This is a genomic window from Paenibacillus sp. TCA20 (genome assembly GCF_000732325.1).
GTDB lineage: Bacteria > Bacillota > Bacilli > Paenibacillales > Paenibacillaceae > Paenibacillus > Paenibacillus urinalis.
This window is the reverse complement of the sequence record NZ_BBIW01000001.1, coordinates 1-15422: the sequence shown is the minus strand read 5'-3', so window position 1 is coordinate 15422 and position 15422 is coordinate 1. Positions and strand designations below refer to the sequence as shown.

Genomic DNA, 15422 nt, shown 5'->3' with positions numbered 1-15422 from the left:
ACGGCAGCCCTAAGTATTCATAGGGCTGCCGTATTTGAGTAATCTCTGGAATATACTCTAGCCTACCGCTTGTGGGGTCAATTCCAGCTCAAGCTCCTCGGGAGCTTTTTTGAATTCAACCTTCTTGACGCGGTTGCGGCCTACTTCTTTGACAGTGAAGATCATTCCTTCGTGATAATGGGTATGGCCGACCTTGGGATTCATCAGGATCGTGAACAGCCAGCCGCCAATCGTATCGGCGGTTTCTAGATCGAAGTGCAGGCCTGTGAGGTCGGCAATTTGATCCAGCTGAATTTTGCCGTCCACAATATAATGCAACTCTCCGATCTGTTCGATCTCCTTACGCTCCTCGGAGTCAAATTCATCCCGAATTTCACCGACGATTTCTTCAAGAATATCCTCAATTGTGATGAGTCCAGCAGTACCGCCGAATTCATCAACAATGACGGCCAGGTGAACCTGTTCTTTTTGCATTCTCTTTAAGAGCTCATTCACAGGTGTTGCTTCTGAAACAGATAGTACAGGGTGCATGAACTGCTTCAGATCAAACGCTTCATTCTCTCTATAATTCAGGAACATTTGCTTCGTATTAATCATGCCTACGATCTGATCCTTCCCTTGGTGGGCAACAGGAAAGCGTGTATATTGTTCTCTGCGGATAATACTCATGTTCTCTTCAAGTGTATTGTTCGTATATAAGCAGACCATATCGGTACGAGGAATCATGATCTCCTTGGCAAGCTTCTCGTCAAAAGCAAATATACGGTTTACATATCCATATTCCGTATTGTTAATTTTACCGCTCTGGTAGCTCTCGGATAATATAATTTGTATTTCTTCCTCCGAGTGTGCATCCTCGTGTTCCTTCACCGGTTTTAGACCAAACATTTGAACAAGCTTGTTAGCAGAGCCGTTAAGCAGCCAAATAAAAGGATACATCATCTTATAAAACAGCATAATCGGTCCAGCAACGATGAACGTGATCGCTTCGGCTTTTTGGATCGCCATTGTCTTCGGTGCAAGCTCACCGACAACAACATGTAAGAATGTAACGATCATAAACGCAATAATGAAAGAGAAGAGATGGACCAGTTCATCGGGAGCACCCAGGTGTGCAAACAACGGTTCAATCATAATTGCGACGGTTGGCTCACCTAACCATCCAAGTCCTAATGCGGTAATGGTAATTCCAAGCTGACAAGCGGATAAATAACCATCCAGATTCGTGGTTACCTTCTGTACGGCAAGGGCGCCTCTGCGTCCTTCGAGCACCAGCTGGTCGACACGGCTCGGCCTGAGCTTAATAATCGCAAATTCCGTAGCGACGAAGAATGCGGTTAGTACAATGAGTATTGCAAACACTAATAAATTCGGTCCTATACCCATTAGAGTTCTTCACAATCCTTTATAATAAATTTTAGGTTCATATGAACTAATATACCGAACTTATCCTGTGATTATCAATGGTCTGTAGGGTTAATAATAGACCGTGTAGGCTTAATTTGGCCCTAATAGGAAGTTAGACGCCAAATTTCCTTAATCAGACCTCTCTTTACAAGGTCATACGTTCAGCGTAATATAAATCCATGTGATTTTTAACAAACATTTAACAAACAAGGGAGGTCCGTTAGATGACAGAGTTGTTCTCTCTTACTCGCTGTGAAATGGCACAATTGCTGCTGTCCATCGAGGGACAACATCATGAAACACCCCTAGCCATGCTCCAAAAAGCATGGAATAAACATCATCCGTCAGATGTGGAGAAGGGCAATACACTCCCCGCATTTCTATCCACTTCTGTACCGCCGATCTTAGAGAAGCTTATTAAGGGTAATCGTGGCCCTGGGTTCTCATTGCAGGAAATCGCTTCGCTCGGTCAGCTTGTTGAATATTCCAACGTCTCTATTACATCGATGCAAAACTGGGTGAAACGAGACTTCAAAGAATATCTCTCATCTCCAAAAATCGGTAAAAAGTATTCCATCAATCAAGCTTCATTATTATTCATGATTGATGATCTTAAATCCGTGCTTGATTTTGATTCTATACGTCATTTGTTTGAAGGGGTATTTAACCAGCCGGAGCGCGAAGATGATGATCTGATTAGTCCACTGAAACTGTACAGCACCTATGCTGAACTGTTTGAACAGCTAGATGGTCAATTTGAACAAACGCTCCATAAGGGTAAGTCAGTGGAGGAAGAAATACGTTCGGCAGCGAGCAGAATGGCGGGACAATTTACCCATTTGTCTGAGAAACAGCATTTGATCGTTCGAAATATTTTGTTCATTGCCACATTATCGATCCAGACGACGTATCTGTATTCTCTGTCCAGACGTTATTTGAATGCCACCTTATTTTTATAAGAAAGGATTACTCATTAATCCCGAAGGATACAAAAAAAGACAGTCCTCGTACAAAAGACGCAGCTCTGTACACGACTGTCTGATTTTTTGGTTGTTTGACTATGGGTTAATTACCTTTCATTCCACCCGCCAATAATACTCGAGAGCAGCATACACTCCTCATCCTCCAGCTCGGCAATAAAGATGAGGCTCTCGTGATCCTCTGGATCGGAACAGTAGATTTCACGGCGTCCATCCTCATGATGGACAATGATGAAATTGGAACCTGCTTTCGTCTCCAATTGATACTTCATCCCTACACCGGGCAATTCAGATTTGAGAAGTTCCATGGGAATAATCCCCTTTCTTAGCGTTAATTCTTAATATAGTTCATACACTCAAAGCCGTATTTTACTATCTGCGAACATGTAATGCAAGCCCAACGCATTATATTTTTTGTAAAAATAAAAATATGTCTAAAGTCGACATATCCTGAGGAGATTAGGGGCAAAACGTCATAAACCTCTGTTTGTCAAGAGCTATTGCAATTGTTTATAATAAAAATAGAAATAAATTCATTTCGTAAGGCCTGTTCATGTGTTATGAAATAGAGTCAAATGTGTAAATATTCTTAAGCAAGCTTCTTCACTCTCGTTAATTTAAACCTCATGCACCTGCACCAAGTGTTTACCGCCATGTACCACTTCTTCAGTATTTACATCATTTCTTACCTTCTTCACAAACAGACATACATACATTACAACTTCATACCTGCATATTCACTTCATAAGAAGCAGCTACAATGACTCATACCATCCTGAGGAGGCTCTTCCATGAACAAAAAAGAAGTGGTGGCCATGTTGCTGGCCGGAGGACAAGGTAAACGTTTGAAGGGTCTGACCAAAACTTTAGCCAAGCCTGCGGTTTATTTTGGAGGAACCTATCGTATTATTGATTTTCCGCTTAGTAATTGTGCAAATTCCGGAATTGATACTGTCGGTGTACTGACTCAGTATGAGCCGCTGATCCTTCATTCCTATGTCGGTATTGGGAGTGATTGGGACCTTAACCGGTGTAAAGGTGGAGTATTTGTCCTTCCTCCGCACGAACGTGAAGGGAGTAACAGCTGGTATCGGGGAACAGCCGATGCGATTTATCGCAATATCCATTTTGTTGATCAGTTTGATCCTGAGCATGTGCTTATATTGTCAGGTGATCATATCTACAAGATGAACTACGATGCCATGCTGCAGTACCATAAGGAGCGAGACTCGGATTGTACGATATCCGTCATTGACGTTCCATTATCTGAGGCAAGTCGATTTGGACTGCTAAATACGAACGATAATTACGAAATCTTCGAATTTGAAGAAAAACCGGCTATGCCGCGCAGCACGCTTGCTTCGATGGGGGTGTACTTGTTCAAATGGACGGTACTCCGTCAGCATTTGCTCGAGAGCGAGCAGGATCCGAATTCTACATATGATTTTGGTAAAGATATTATTCCTCTTCTGCTCCGCAATGAGAAAAGGCTGTTCGCATACCCATTTGACGGATATTGGAAGGATGTCGGTACCGTCCAAAGTTTGTGGGAGGCGAATATGGACCTCTTGGTTGACGATCCACCATTAAATTTGAATGATCCGAACTGGCGGATATTTTCCCGTAATCCTAATGAACCTGCATGCTACATCTCGAAGGATGCGAAAGTGCGCAGCAGTATCGTGAATGAAGGCTGTGTAGTGCACGGTAATGTGAACCGGTCTGTATTATTCTATGGCGTTGAAGTTGGAGAGGGAAGCGAAATTACAGATTCGGTGATCATGCCTAAGGTGAAGATTGGGAAGAACGTCAAGATCCATAAAGCGATCGTGAGCGAAAATATGATCATCAGAGACGGCTCTACAATAGGTGGAGAGGATCAGGATGAAATATTGCTCGTTGATGAAGCTTACAGACCTCATACCTATGGTTTGAAATAATATGAACAGGGACGGTGGCCGATATATGCAACAGCTCATGGGAGTAGTGAATTTGGATCATGAACTCGATTTAATGAACGAATTAACATATTTTCGCTGCGGCGCAGCCGTTCCATTTGCAGGCAGGTATCGTTTAATTGATTTTGTCCTGTCCAATATGATGCATTCCGGAGTTCATAACATCGCTTTATTCGTCCGTCGTAAATATCGATCCCTGATGGATCATTTAGGGGAAGGTGCGCCTTGGGATTTGGATCGCAAGCATGGAGGACTGTTCATATTGCCGCCGGATTGGAATGACCCCACCGACAGATCCAAAGGGGATTTGCAGCATTTTCATAACAATCGTGATTTTTTCCTGAGAGGGTCTGGAACACATATTATTCATACCGGCAGCCAGCATCTCTACACAGTTGATTACAGAGAGATGTTTAATTACCATTTGGAAACACAAGCTGACATCACATTACTGTATAAAAGAGCAGATGAAATCCTCCCCGAATATGAATCAAGCATCCGGATGGATGTGGATAACGGCTGGGTCACCGGGATGCATGGGGAAGGTGGACATCCTAATATTTATTTGGGCGCATTTATTATAGAGAAGCAGTTATTTCTGAAATTAATAGATCATTGTATTGCTCACGGCCATAATCATTTCTTCCGAGATGGAATACAGAACAACCTGGCCAATCTCAAAATTGCAGCTTATGCCTATACTGGATATCATGCCGTGATTAACTCCGTAGACAGCTATTACCGCAACAGCCTGGAGCTGCTTCAGCAGGAACAGTACAACCAGCTGTTTAAATATCATGAGGTGCATACCAAGATTAAGTATGAGCCGCCAACGCGTTATTTAGAACAGGCCGAAGTCCATAATTCCTTAATTGCGAATGGATGCGTTATTGGGGGGACGGTGGAGAACAGTATCATTTTCAGAGGGGTCAAGATACATAACGGGGCACAGATCCGCAACTCAATTATTATGCAGAAATGTGTAATTGAGGAGAACGCAGTGCTTGAGAACGTGATATTGGATAAGGATGTGCACTTATCTGTAGATCGCCGGCTGATTGGTGATGCCAAGAAGCCTTATGTCATTGCGAAGAGCAGCCAAATCTAAACATAATGCTTCAAGCCGGCTGTGCCAAATATAATAGAAGGTCCAGGAATTATTCCTGGACCTTCTGTTATTCATTCTATAGCATTACACTATTTGATTGAACGATAATAAATCGGGTAATGTAATTATAATCCAGCTCTCTCAGCAGAGGCCGGGCTCAGCATTCTTTTGGCGCCGTAATATTTGGAGCTCCAATAGCCTTTGTTGATCGGTGTAATGGCAATCCCTTTGGAAGAGGTAGCGGACACAAATTGATTGTTGCCCAGGTAAATTCCCACATGAGAAACACCGGATCCGCTGGTATTAAAGAAGACAAGATCTCCCTTTACAAGCTCGGATTTCTTGATAGCTTGTCCTTTATGAAATTGCTGTTTAGAGCTATGTGGCAGATTCACGCCAAGCTGCTTATATACATATCGAGTAAACCCAGAGCAATCGAACCCTGATAGAGTAGAACCGCCAAATTGGTACGGTATGCCTACGGTATTGTTAACTGTTTTAGATAGAATAGAAGCGGATGCTTCTGTAACTCCTGCGGAGAATAATAGAGCGAACCCTAGTGCCGCTGCTGTTAGTGTCTTTTTCAAAGTAAATAATACTCCTTCCAATGCCTGCGAGGTTAGCTAAGGATTCGGTTGAAGGTTCCCTATGATCACTTTAATATTGATCAATTCACCCATAAATGGTCGGGTCCCCCGCTTCTTGGTGCGAGAATTCGGCAGTTATCAGTCATACACCTAATGATTTCGACAACGAAAGTGACATTAATGATTACGAAATTGTTACTTTATCTACTTTTGGATTTTATCATTCACTGGTATATTTATCAACTCTCTTTTCCGAAGTTTGGCATAGTTTTTTCGTTGTTGTGTAAAATAAATCGTGAAGTGCTCGTTAAACCGAAGGTATAGGAACTTTAGAAGGTGTTCATTCGTTCATAAATTTCTAACAAACTTGTCATTAGTTTTTGTCGAATTTAGTAGAATGAAGAGTTGCGTATCATCCAAGAATAGAAAATCCCTCACTTCCAGGAATGAAGTGAGGGATTTTTATATATTGAATATGATATTTCTATTCATCATGCTGCTCGATTACAATGATATATTCGTTCGAATGAACTTCCAGCGTATATTCTTCGTTCGCAAACAAATAAGTAAACAATACAGTAACATACCCTTTTAACAAATCGGATGGCAGGAGTCCATCGATATTCACACGCACGATATATTCAATCTCTGCATATTGTCCTGGCTCAAGAACCCCTATGAAGAGTATCCCGTCTAACAAATCATGTATTGAGAAGGGCCTTGTGGTCCCATCAGGTAAGTGCAAGATTCCCCTCATAAGCGCTGTACCCGGAGGAATGAAACCTTGCAGCGATAGAGCTGCGGCAAGATTCCCCGTATTGCGAACCAAGATTCGTAGGGTGACCTCGTCACCCCGCTCAACACGGACAGGCTGTGAAGTGAGCTCTGCCTGAATAACAGGTGCAAGAAATAATACCTGGACCTCTGCCTCCTCTCGAAGCGAGACCGTTCTGCTATCGGTCAGTCGATACGTAAACTGGAGAGCTGCTTGATTGATCAGATTCATCTGCGTAATTCGAGAATAGGGGGTGAAGGATACAAGGGCTCGGTACGTAATAACCGTTCTGGATCGAGGAAACAAAGTACCCAGTCTTATGCCTAGCACTGGATTTGCATTGTGAACCTCGACCCCGTTGATTTGAACCGAATAATCCTCGAAGATCAAACCTTGTGGAAAATTCATATAGTAAACGGCCTCAATCGGGAGATCTCCCTCATTCCGTATTTCAGCGGTAAACTGAACAGCGCCTCCATAGGTGACTTGCTCCGGCATGACCGTTACGACCATGTTCACGACGGGCTCAACAGGGGAGAGTATGACCTCATTGGAACCGGTTTGAACAGGCACCCCGTCAGAGGAGTAAGTGACGAATACTTCACTGGATAAGGGACGACTAACGCTGAGCACACGAACTTGGTATGTCAGCTGCACAACCTCTCCAGGATTAATGACGGGAAGTATAAAGCCTTGAACAGGATCAAGACCCGGAGAGATAATACCGTTAAGTATCACACTCCCCGGTACAAAGCTCAATCCTGCAGAGAGCACTACGCTCAATCTCGCATTGATCACGGGTACAGAACCTGTATTTTGAATCGTTACTGTAAAAGTAATCACATCTCCAACAAAGGTTTGCAATGTGCTTGCACGCTGAGATATGGTGAGCTGCGCATTCGCAAGTGCGATTCGTACACCGTTAGAAGTAACCTCCCTCGTGATGGTTCGACCATCTAAAGTTTGAAAAGTATATGCTGCGCTTGCCACGTTGTAGAGCTCGTTAGAAGGAGGAATGCTGGTGACAATGGTTTGAAAACTGATATTTACCCCTGAGCTAGTGGCAACGATACCTATATTTAGAGGGGAAGTTACGTCGACACCCGGAAGAGGCTGCCCATTACGAATCACACTATTAGGAATAAATTGCATCCCTTCCGGAATTGCATCTCTCACAGTTACCTCTGCATCGGCGTTTCCCGTGTTAGCGATGTTCAGCTCGTAAGTGATGATGCTGCCTAGTGCTGCTTGCGTAACGGAAGCTGATTTCTGAAGCGTAATTACCGGGCCTGTTAAGGGGATACTCACCAGATTGGAATAAGCTACCCCATCTGAAGCTCCCGATATAAAGGTAACCGACGTTTGGTTCTGAAGACGGCGCCCCTGGTTCGAATCAAGGCTCATATCATGACAACCTGCACCTGGAAAGTAACCGTGACAGAGGTACCTTCTTCAATCGTTCCAACATTAATGCCCGAATTCGGATTGGCTGAAGGTCTTGGTACTCCGTCTACGGTAACACTGCCGGTGACAAAAACCGTGCCAACCGGTACAGGGTCAACCATGATGACATTGTTCACTTCAGTGATTCCGTTGTTGGTAATAACGACTGTATACGTGATGACATCTCCGACGACAGCATCAATTGCAGGGGAGCTCTTCACTACAGATACATCTGGCGATGATACGGGAATAACCAGCACATTGGAGCTGACGGTACCGTATATTACACGTCCATCTGGCGGTGAGTACGTATAATTACCGGTCGCTTGATTGACTAACTGCTGAGGATTCGGCAGCGTATCAACGACAACTTGAAGTGTAACGGTAATGGCTACGCTGCTTCCAGGCTGAACCAGCCCGACAGGGATGCCAGTGCCCGGATTAGCTCCCGGTTGAGGAACTCCATTAATAAGTACGCTGTTCGGAACGAGCACGGTACCTGTTGGCAGGTCATCAAACAAGACCATATCTCCCGGCAGGTTGCCGTTGTTCGTCAAGCTTAGGAAATATACAATCGTATCGCCAACGGTTGCGTTAGACGAGCTTGCCGTTTTGACAAGATTAAAGATTGGCTGATAGATCGCAGTTGAAACTGTATTCGAATAGGAAGCTCCCGTAAAGGTTCCGGTTGTAAAGCTGATCGATGATTGGTTCTCAATCGTATAAGGCGCTGGGGGCAACGCATTGATACTGACAGCAAAAGTAACGGTTGCTGATGCCCCGGGTGCAAGTGTACCGATGCTGATTCCTCCCGCGGGATTCGCATTCGGCTGAGTAGCGCCATTGATTGTCACACTGCCTGGAACGAAGCTGCTCTGGGACGGAAGCACATCAGATAGAACCGCGTTAGTGACGTTCGTAATCCCGTTATTGGTAATTACTATGCTGTAAGTAATGGTGTCTCCTACCACTGCCGTAGGAACCGAGACGCTCTTGACTAAGGTAACGTTCGGTGAAGAGACCGGAATCTGCAGCAGATTGGAAGCAAAGGATCCGTTTAACGTACGACCGTCTGGCAATGTATAGGTAAAGGTTGAATTGGCCTGGTTGGATAGCTGCTGGCTTACAGGCAGGCTGTCTACCGTTACTGAGAAGAGAACAGTAGCTGTTGTCGAGATGACCCCGAGGTCAATGCCTGCTGCCGGATTAGCACCTGCGATCGGAGCTCCATTCACAATGACACTGTTAGGAACCAGTGTTGTTCCCGCCGGAATGTTATCCGTTAGGATGACATTGGCTCCATAGTTACCTGCATTGGAGTAGACGATGCTGTAAACGACGGTATCTCCGACGGTAGCATTAGCCGTATTGGCGGACTTTACAGCTGTTAGGATCGGTTGGTATACAGGAGTCGTCACGGTGTTGGAGAAGGCACTGCCGGAGAAGGTACCGGAAGTAAAGGTAACAGTCGTTCGGTTAGTAAGCTCTGCAGGTGTTGTCGGAGGCAGAGCGTTCACCTGCACCTGAAAAGTTACATTGACACTGGCACCCGGCGGAATGCTTCCAATGTTGATGCCGGTAGAAGGATTGGCGGCGGGAACAGATACAGCATCCACCGTTACACTTCCGGAAACAAAGGTTGTAAATGATGGCAGCGGATCGCTCAGAATTACATTATTAACGGCAGCAATGCCGTTATTTGTGACGTTAACACTGTAAGTATTTACATCCCCTACTGATAGCGCCGTCAGGGCAGATATTTTTACTACCGCGACGTTTGGAGCGGACACCGTTATGACAGAGACATTGGATGCGGTGTTGTCGCTTAGGGTTCTGCCGGAAGGAAGTGTGTAAGCATAAGCAATAAACGATTGATTTGATAGAATTTGCGGGCTCGGCAAGGTATCAATAACGACCGAGAACATGATGGTTGTAGAAGTACCTGGAGACACGACTCCCGCGGGAATACCTACTGCCGGATCGGCTCCCGGAGCAGGAAGTCCGTTAATTAATACACTATTGGCAACAAAGGACGTCCCAGCTGGGATCGGGTCTGTTAATGTGAATGATGCAGCATAATTGCCTGAATTTGCTACACTAATGGTATAGGTGATCGTATCACCGACAGTCGCATTGAGGGTGCTCCCTGACTTGACAGCATTAAGAACAGGCTCATACACCGGGATAACCGGCGTGTTGGAGTAAGTGGTACCAGTAAAGGCTCCTGAAGTATAGGTAACTGCTGCCTGATTTGTTATTTGAGGAGGACTTGGTACCGTATCTACACTTACGTTGTAGGTTACTGTGGTAGAGGTTCCAGGAGTAATGGTACCCAGATCAATTCCTCCTGAAGGAAAAGCAGAAGGATCAGGCACCCCGTTAATGGTCACACTGCCCGGTATGAAGGTTGTGCCTGGTGTAGGATCTGAGAACAGGACGTTCGTGACCGGAGCAATCCCTTCATTCAGGGTAGTTACCGTAAAGGTAATAATATCTCCCACTGAAACATCGGCCAGCGAGCTCGATTTCGTCACTTCTACATCTGGAGCGGACACCGGGAAGCTGACCGTATTCGATACCGCAGTGCCCGTCAACGTCCGATTATCCGGAGGTGTAAAAGTAAAGACAGAGGATGCCTGATTGGTGATCAGCTGCGGCGACGGCAGGGAAGTAACCACGACGGCAAAAGAGACGGTTACGCTCTGTCCTGCAGCAATGGTACCAATACTGACCCCATCACTGATGACAACACCCGGAACCGGGCTGCCCTGAACAATAACACTATTGGGCGAAAATGTGGTTCCTGCCGGAATGGTATCGGTCAGAACCAAATTGGCTGCCAGATTGCCTGCGTTGGTAATAACAACGGTATATACAATGGTATCACCCACTGTTGCGTTACTTGTACTTGCTGTTTTTTGCAGAGAAATTTGCGGCTGTATGACAGGAATGGTAGATGTATTGGAGTTCGAAGTACCTGAGAAGACGCCGGATGTAAAGCTTACGGTTGATTGGTTATTAATTTCTGAAGGCACTGCCATGGTCACATTCACCTCAAAAGTTACGGCCCTGGTGGCTGCGGGAGCCAAACTGCCGATTGGAATGCCTGATTGCGGAGATGCAGATGGAAGAGGAGTTCCATTTACAGTCACGCTCCCAGGAATGAAGGAAACTTGGGATGGAAGCATATCGCTGAGCACGATGTTATTAATTGCTGCGCCTCCATTGTTTGTAACGACAAGCGTATAAATAATAGAATCTCCCACAATAGCCGTTGTTCTGGAGGGAGTCTTGCTGAGTGTCACATTTGGAGCCGAGACGTTAACCGTGACCGAATTGGAGGTGGCTGTGCCGGTTAATGTTCTTCCGCTTCCTGTCTGGTAGAAGTAGTTCACGTCAGCCTGATTGATCACCTGCTGGGATGCCGGCAGGTCATTGACGGTCGCAATGAAGGTGACTGTCGTCGTACCGCCCGCAGGAATGCTGGTAATGTTGATTCCTGTTTCTGGGTCTGCACCTGGAGTTGGCTGACCATCAATGACAACACTGTTAGCATCAAATACGACCTCTGGCGGAAGCTCATCGAAGAGTGTTGCAAACGCCGGCGTATTTCCTGTATTCGAGAGTACAAAAGTATAAGTTAAGGTCTGACCCACTGTTACATTCGATAGGCTGGCAGACTTGGCTATTGAGATGTCCGCATTATATACCGGTAAGATGACCGTATTGGAAACAGATGCCCCCGTAAATGTACCGCTGGTAAAGGCGACATTTGCTTGATTGGCTACAAGCCCCGATTCGTTAAGTGCAGTAACCTGGAGCTGGAAGCTGACTACGACGGAGGACTGACCAGGTACGGAGCCGATGGCAACACCGGCAGAAGGATTGGAAGCTTGAGACACTACTCCGTTAATTCTTACTGAACCCGGTACAAAGACAGTCCCCTGCGGGATGGTATCCGAGACAATGACATTGCTGACGGGCTCTACACCATTGTTGGAAGCAGTAAGGGTATAAGTGATGACATCACCGATTGCCGCTTCGGTTGCATTGGCGATTTTATTAACCGTTACGTTGGGAGCCGATACAGGTATAGTGACGTTATTGGATAATCTTGTGCCTGTCAGCGTACGGCCGCTCGGAAGCACGTAGGAGTAATTAGCCGAAGCCGTATTTGATATGGAAGGCGGTGAAGGTAGTGATGCTACCTGAAGCTGAAAAGTAATCGTATTGGTGCTGCCCGCTGTCAGTGTCCCTATAAATATGCCTGATACCGGATCAGCGCCAGGCACACTGGTGCCTCCAATCGTAACACTCCCTGGGACAAAAAGGGTACCAGCAGGTATAGGATCTGTGACTGATACTTGTGCACCGATGTTACCTGTATTTTGCAGGCTGATGTTTACTGTAATGGTATCGCCGATTGTAGCATAATTGTCGTTTAGTGCTTTCACAGCACTGATAATCGGCTGATATACAGGAGTAGATACCGTGTTCGAGGTACCAAGACCGTTAAAAGTCCCTGAACGGTATGCGACACTGGCCTGATTGACGACTTGCCCGCTAGCAGGAACAGACTGGATGAGCACCTGAAAGGTTACGGTCGATGAGCTTCCTCCTGTGATACTTGGCAGCGAAATACCGCTTCCGGGATTCGCATTATTGCGGGTTACTCCATTTACCGTGACGCTTCCGGGTACAAGGGAGGTTCCTGCAGGAATTACATCCGTAAATACGATGCTTCCCAAGGCTGTAGTGCCGTTATTCGCTATCACCGTTGTATACGTAAGCACCTCACCTACTGCGGCATCCGTCAGATTTGCTGTTTTGCTGACAGCTACATTTGGTAGTGATACAGGCGTTGACAAGGTATTGGAGGCTGCGGATCCACTAAATACACGACCATCCGGTGGTTGATAGGTGTAGGATACGGAGGCTAGATTGTTTAGTGTCGGCGGAGAAGGCAAGGAATTTACAACGACCTGAAATGTGACCTGTGAGGTGCTGCCTGCCGCAACGACTCCGATATTAACTCCTGTCGCAGGATTTGCCCCTGCGATGGTATTGCCATTCACTTGAAAGCTTCCTGGCACATAGCTGGTGCCGGCCGGAACATTGTCAGTAAATGTGGTGGTTGCCCCAATATTGCCTGAATTAGTAACTGCAACTGAATAAGTAAGGGTATCCCCAACGGTTGCGTTAGCGATGTTAGATGATTTGACCAGATTAAAGATGGGAGCATACACCGGCAGTGTAACAGCATTGGACGGAATAACACCACTAATGGTGCTTCCACCCGCAACGCTTTGGAACGTAAAAGCGGCATTCGCCGTGTTCACCACCTGCTGAGGGCTCGGGATAGACGTTACTGTGGCACGATACGTAATCGTCACGCTGCTTGACAGATTCAATGTGCCGATCGGTACGCCTGAACGAATATCCAGCGTTGGTCGTTGAGTACCTGCAACCGTAACGCTTCCCGTAACAAAGGTTAGACCTGCAGGCAGCACATCGGTAAGGACGACATTGGCTGCATTTGCTGTTCCTGTATTCGCAACAACAACGGAGTAAATGACGGTGTCGCCAACAACCAGGCCAGATACGTTTGCGCTTTTGGATACCGTTATATTCGGTGAATTAATGTTGATCTGCAGTGCATTGGCATTCACGATATAAACATCGCCGGAGGTTGTAAGATTAAGCACCGCTGAGGTCTGATTATTGACAAGTCTGGCCGATATATCAACGTTCGTAATATCCCAGCCCTGACGTCCGGCGATGATATTCGTCCCTGGTGCACCGTTCGTCTGATTGGAAGTGCCAAAGCTTCCTGTTGTATTCAACTGTCCCGCATCATTATTAATTTGTGAGGCGAAGAAGTTGTTCGCGAAATTGTTCGGCCCGGATAAAGACACTAGCGTAGCAGCGGTCGGTCCGAATTGTGCCGAGTCTCCGGTACGGTTCGCATCTCCTTCCTGCGCGCTAAAGAGGGCTCTTCCTCCAAGTGCGCCTGAAGTAGGGGTGGCAAATCCGGTAATCGTCGATTGATTGGACGCATTAACCAGAAGACCGCCTGCCCGAAGCGTCATATTACGAAAAGGCAGTGTCGGGTTATTGTAGATTACGGCAAGCGTCCATCCCGCGTGATTAGCTGTCGTATCGTTATTAACAACGATCGTTCCCACGACTCCGCCGGTAATGTAAGTCCCTGCTCCTCCTTGCTGAACAAGGGAAGTGACATTGGCTGATCTTACATAGGCCTGTGCTCCGTTACCAAGATCAAAGGCATTATAAGTAGTGGGGTCAGGTGTCACACTGCTGGTGCCGGCAGGAGTCGTGAAGGTTACCGGGTTGTTGATTGCAGAACTTAAATTGACACTGCCGTTAATGTAAGAGCCGCCCCATATAAGCTCGGCATAGAGTACCGTACTTCCTGAGGGAAGTACCAGCACCGCTGATGAATTGTTGCTCTGGTATGAGCTGGTTGTGCCTAACGGGTATGTACCGAATCTGACTGCCGAGTTCGTTGTGATAAAGGCGCCGATGCTGTCCAAGGTACCTGGCACACCCTCCGTATTGGAGCGGCTTAAGCCAAGTGTATTACCGGTAAAGGTGATTGCGCCTGTTGCATTGTACGTTGCACGTAAAACAAGAGGAATTGGAGTCACCCCCTTGAAAATATAGATTGAATTTGTATATCAATGAACCTGATGAACGCGATTTTACCATCATGTCTAACCATTTATATCAGCTTATGCCAGAATTCATGTAAATTTGTACTTTTTTTTACGTGTTCTGCCTGTTTTGAAATGGGGAGTCCAGATCGTGTACAATGAAGTGAGGAAAAGAATATTAATCAAGTTATTTCTGTAGGATCACCTAGAGTGAGGAAGGAAGAAATACACATGAATCAAATGAGTCAGCTAGATCAGATGAAGAGAATCAAGCATGAAATTACCCGTTTTGTGATGGTATACAAATTTGCCCTGGACGAAATTGAGACCAAGATCGAGATTCTAAAAGAAGAGTTCGAAGCCTTTCATGATTACAGTCCTATTGAACATACCAAGTCCAGATTGAAGTCTCCGGAGAGCATCCTGAAGAAATTGTACCGCAAGGGTTATCCGATTTCACTTGGCAACATTAAAGAGCATATCAAGGATA

The 15422-nt window shown here is 45.9% G+C and carries 8 protein-coding genes, 1 pseudogene and 1 riboswitch; of the genes and pseudogenes, 4 read left to right on the top strand and 5 right to left on the bottom strand.

What is annotated here, in order from left to right:
- Positions 1 to 57: 57 nt before the first annotated feature.
- Entirely contained in the window at positions 58 to 1386 is a 1329-nt protein-coding gene (locus tag TCA2_RS00040; protein WP_047909531.1) for a hemolysin family protein, read from the bottom strand.
- A 245-nt stretch (positions 1387 to 1631) separates the two neighbouring features.
- Here TCA2_RS00040 and TCA2_RS00035 point away from each other — a divergent pair, with 245 nt between their 5' ends.
- Positions 1632 to 2366, top strand: coding sequence for a DUF1836 domain-containing protein (locus TCA2_RS00035; RefSeq protein WP_047909530.1), 735 nt, complete (start codon positions 1632 to 1634; stop codon positions 2364 to 2366).
- A gap of 110 nt (positions 2367 to 2476) precedes the next feature.
- Here TCA2_RS00035 and TCA2_RS00030 read toward each other — a convergent pair whose 3' ends face one another.
- Positions 2477 to 2695 (bottom strand): hypothetical protein, encoded by a 219-nt coding sequence (locus TCA2_RS00030; protein WP_047910171.1) that lies wholly within the window; start codon positions 2693 to 2695, stop codon positions 2477 to 2479.
- Between the two features lie 483 nt (positions 2696 to 3178).
- Here TCA2_RS00030 and TCA2_RS00025 point away from each other — a divergent pair, with 483 nt between their 5' ends.
- Both TCA2_RS00025 and glgD read left to right on the top strand, forming a co-directional pair.
- Positions 3179 to 4327, top strand: coding sequence for a glucose-1-phosphate adenylyltransferase (locus tag TCA2_RS00025; protein WP_047909529.1), 1149 nt, complete (start codon positions 3179 to 3181; stop codon positions 4325 to 4327).
- Between the two features lie 25 nt (positions 4328 to 4352).
- Positions 4353 to 5453, top strand: a complete 1101-nt coding sequence (glgD, locus tag TCA2_RS00020; RefSeq protein ID WP_047909528.1) for a glucose-1-phosphate adenylyltransferase subunit GlgD — start codon at positions 4353 to 4355, stop codon at positions 5451 to 5453.
- 125 nt (positions 5454 to 5578) lie between these two features.
- On the opposite strand, the gene TCA2_RS00015 is transcribed toward glgD, so the two are convergent.
- The 3 genes from TCA2_RS00015 to TCA2_RS00010 form a co-directional block, all read right to left on the bottom strand.
- Entirely contained in the window at positions 5579 to 6040 is a 462-nt protein-coding gene (locus tag TCA2_RS00015; protein WP_047909527.1) for a C40 family peptidase, read from the bottom strand.
- Between the two features lie 6 nt (positions 6041 to 6046).
- Positions 6047 to 6184, bottom strand: a riboswitch (cyclic di-AMP (ydaO/yuaA leader).
- A gap of 340 nt (positions 6185 to 6524) precedes the next feature.
- A complete protein-coding gene (locus TCA2_RS26010; RefSeq protein WP_052511617.1) occupies positions 6525 to 8219 on the bottom strand; it encodes a DUF11 domain-containing protein in 1695 nt (564 codons plus the stop codon).
- Positions 8216 to 14926, bottom strand: a complete 6711-nt coding sequence (locus tag TCA2_RS00010; protein WP_052511614.1) for a DUF11 domain-containing protein — start codon at positions 14924 to 14926, stop codon at positions 8216 to 8218. Before TCA2_RS00010 ends, TCA2_RS26010 begins: the two co-directional genes overlap by 4 nt.
- 237 nt (positions 14927 to 15163) lie before the next feature.
- Here TCA2_RS00010 and TCA2_RS00005 point away from each other — a divergent pair.
- Positions 15164 to 15422: pseudogene (locus tag TCA2_RS00005) on the top strand (GTP pyrophosphokinase family protein); the annotation flags it as partial.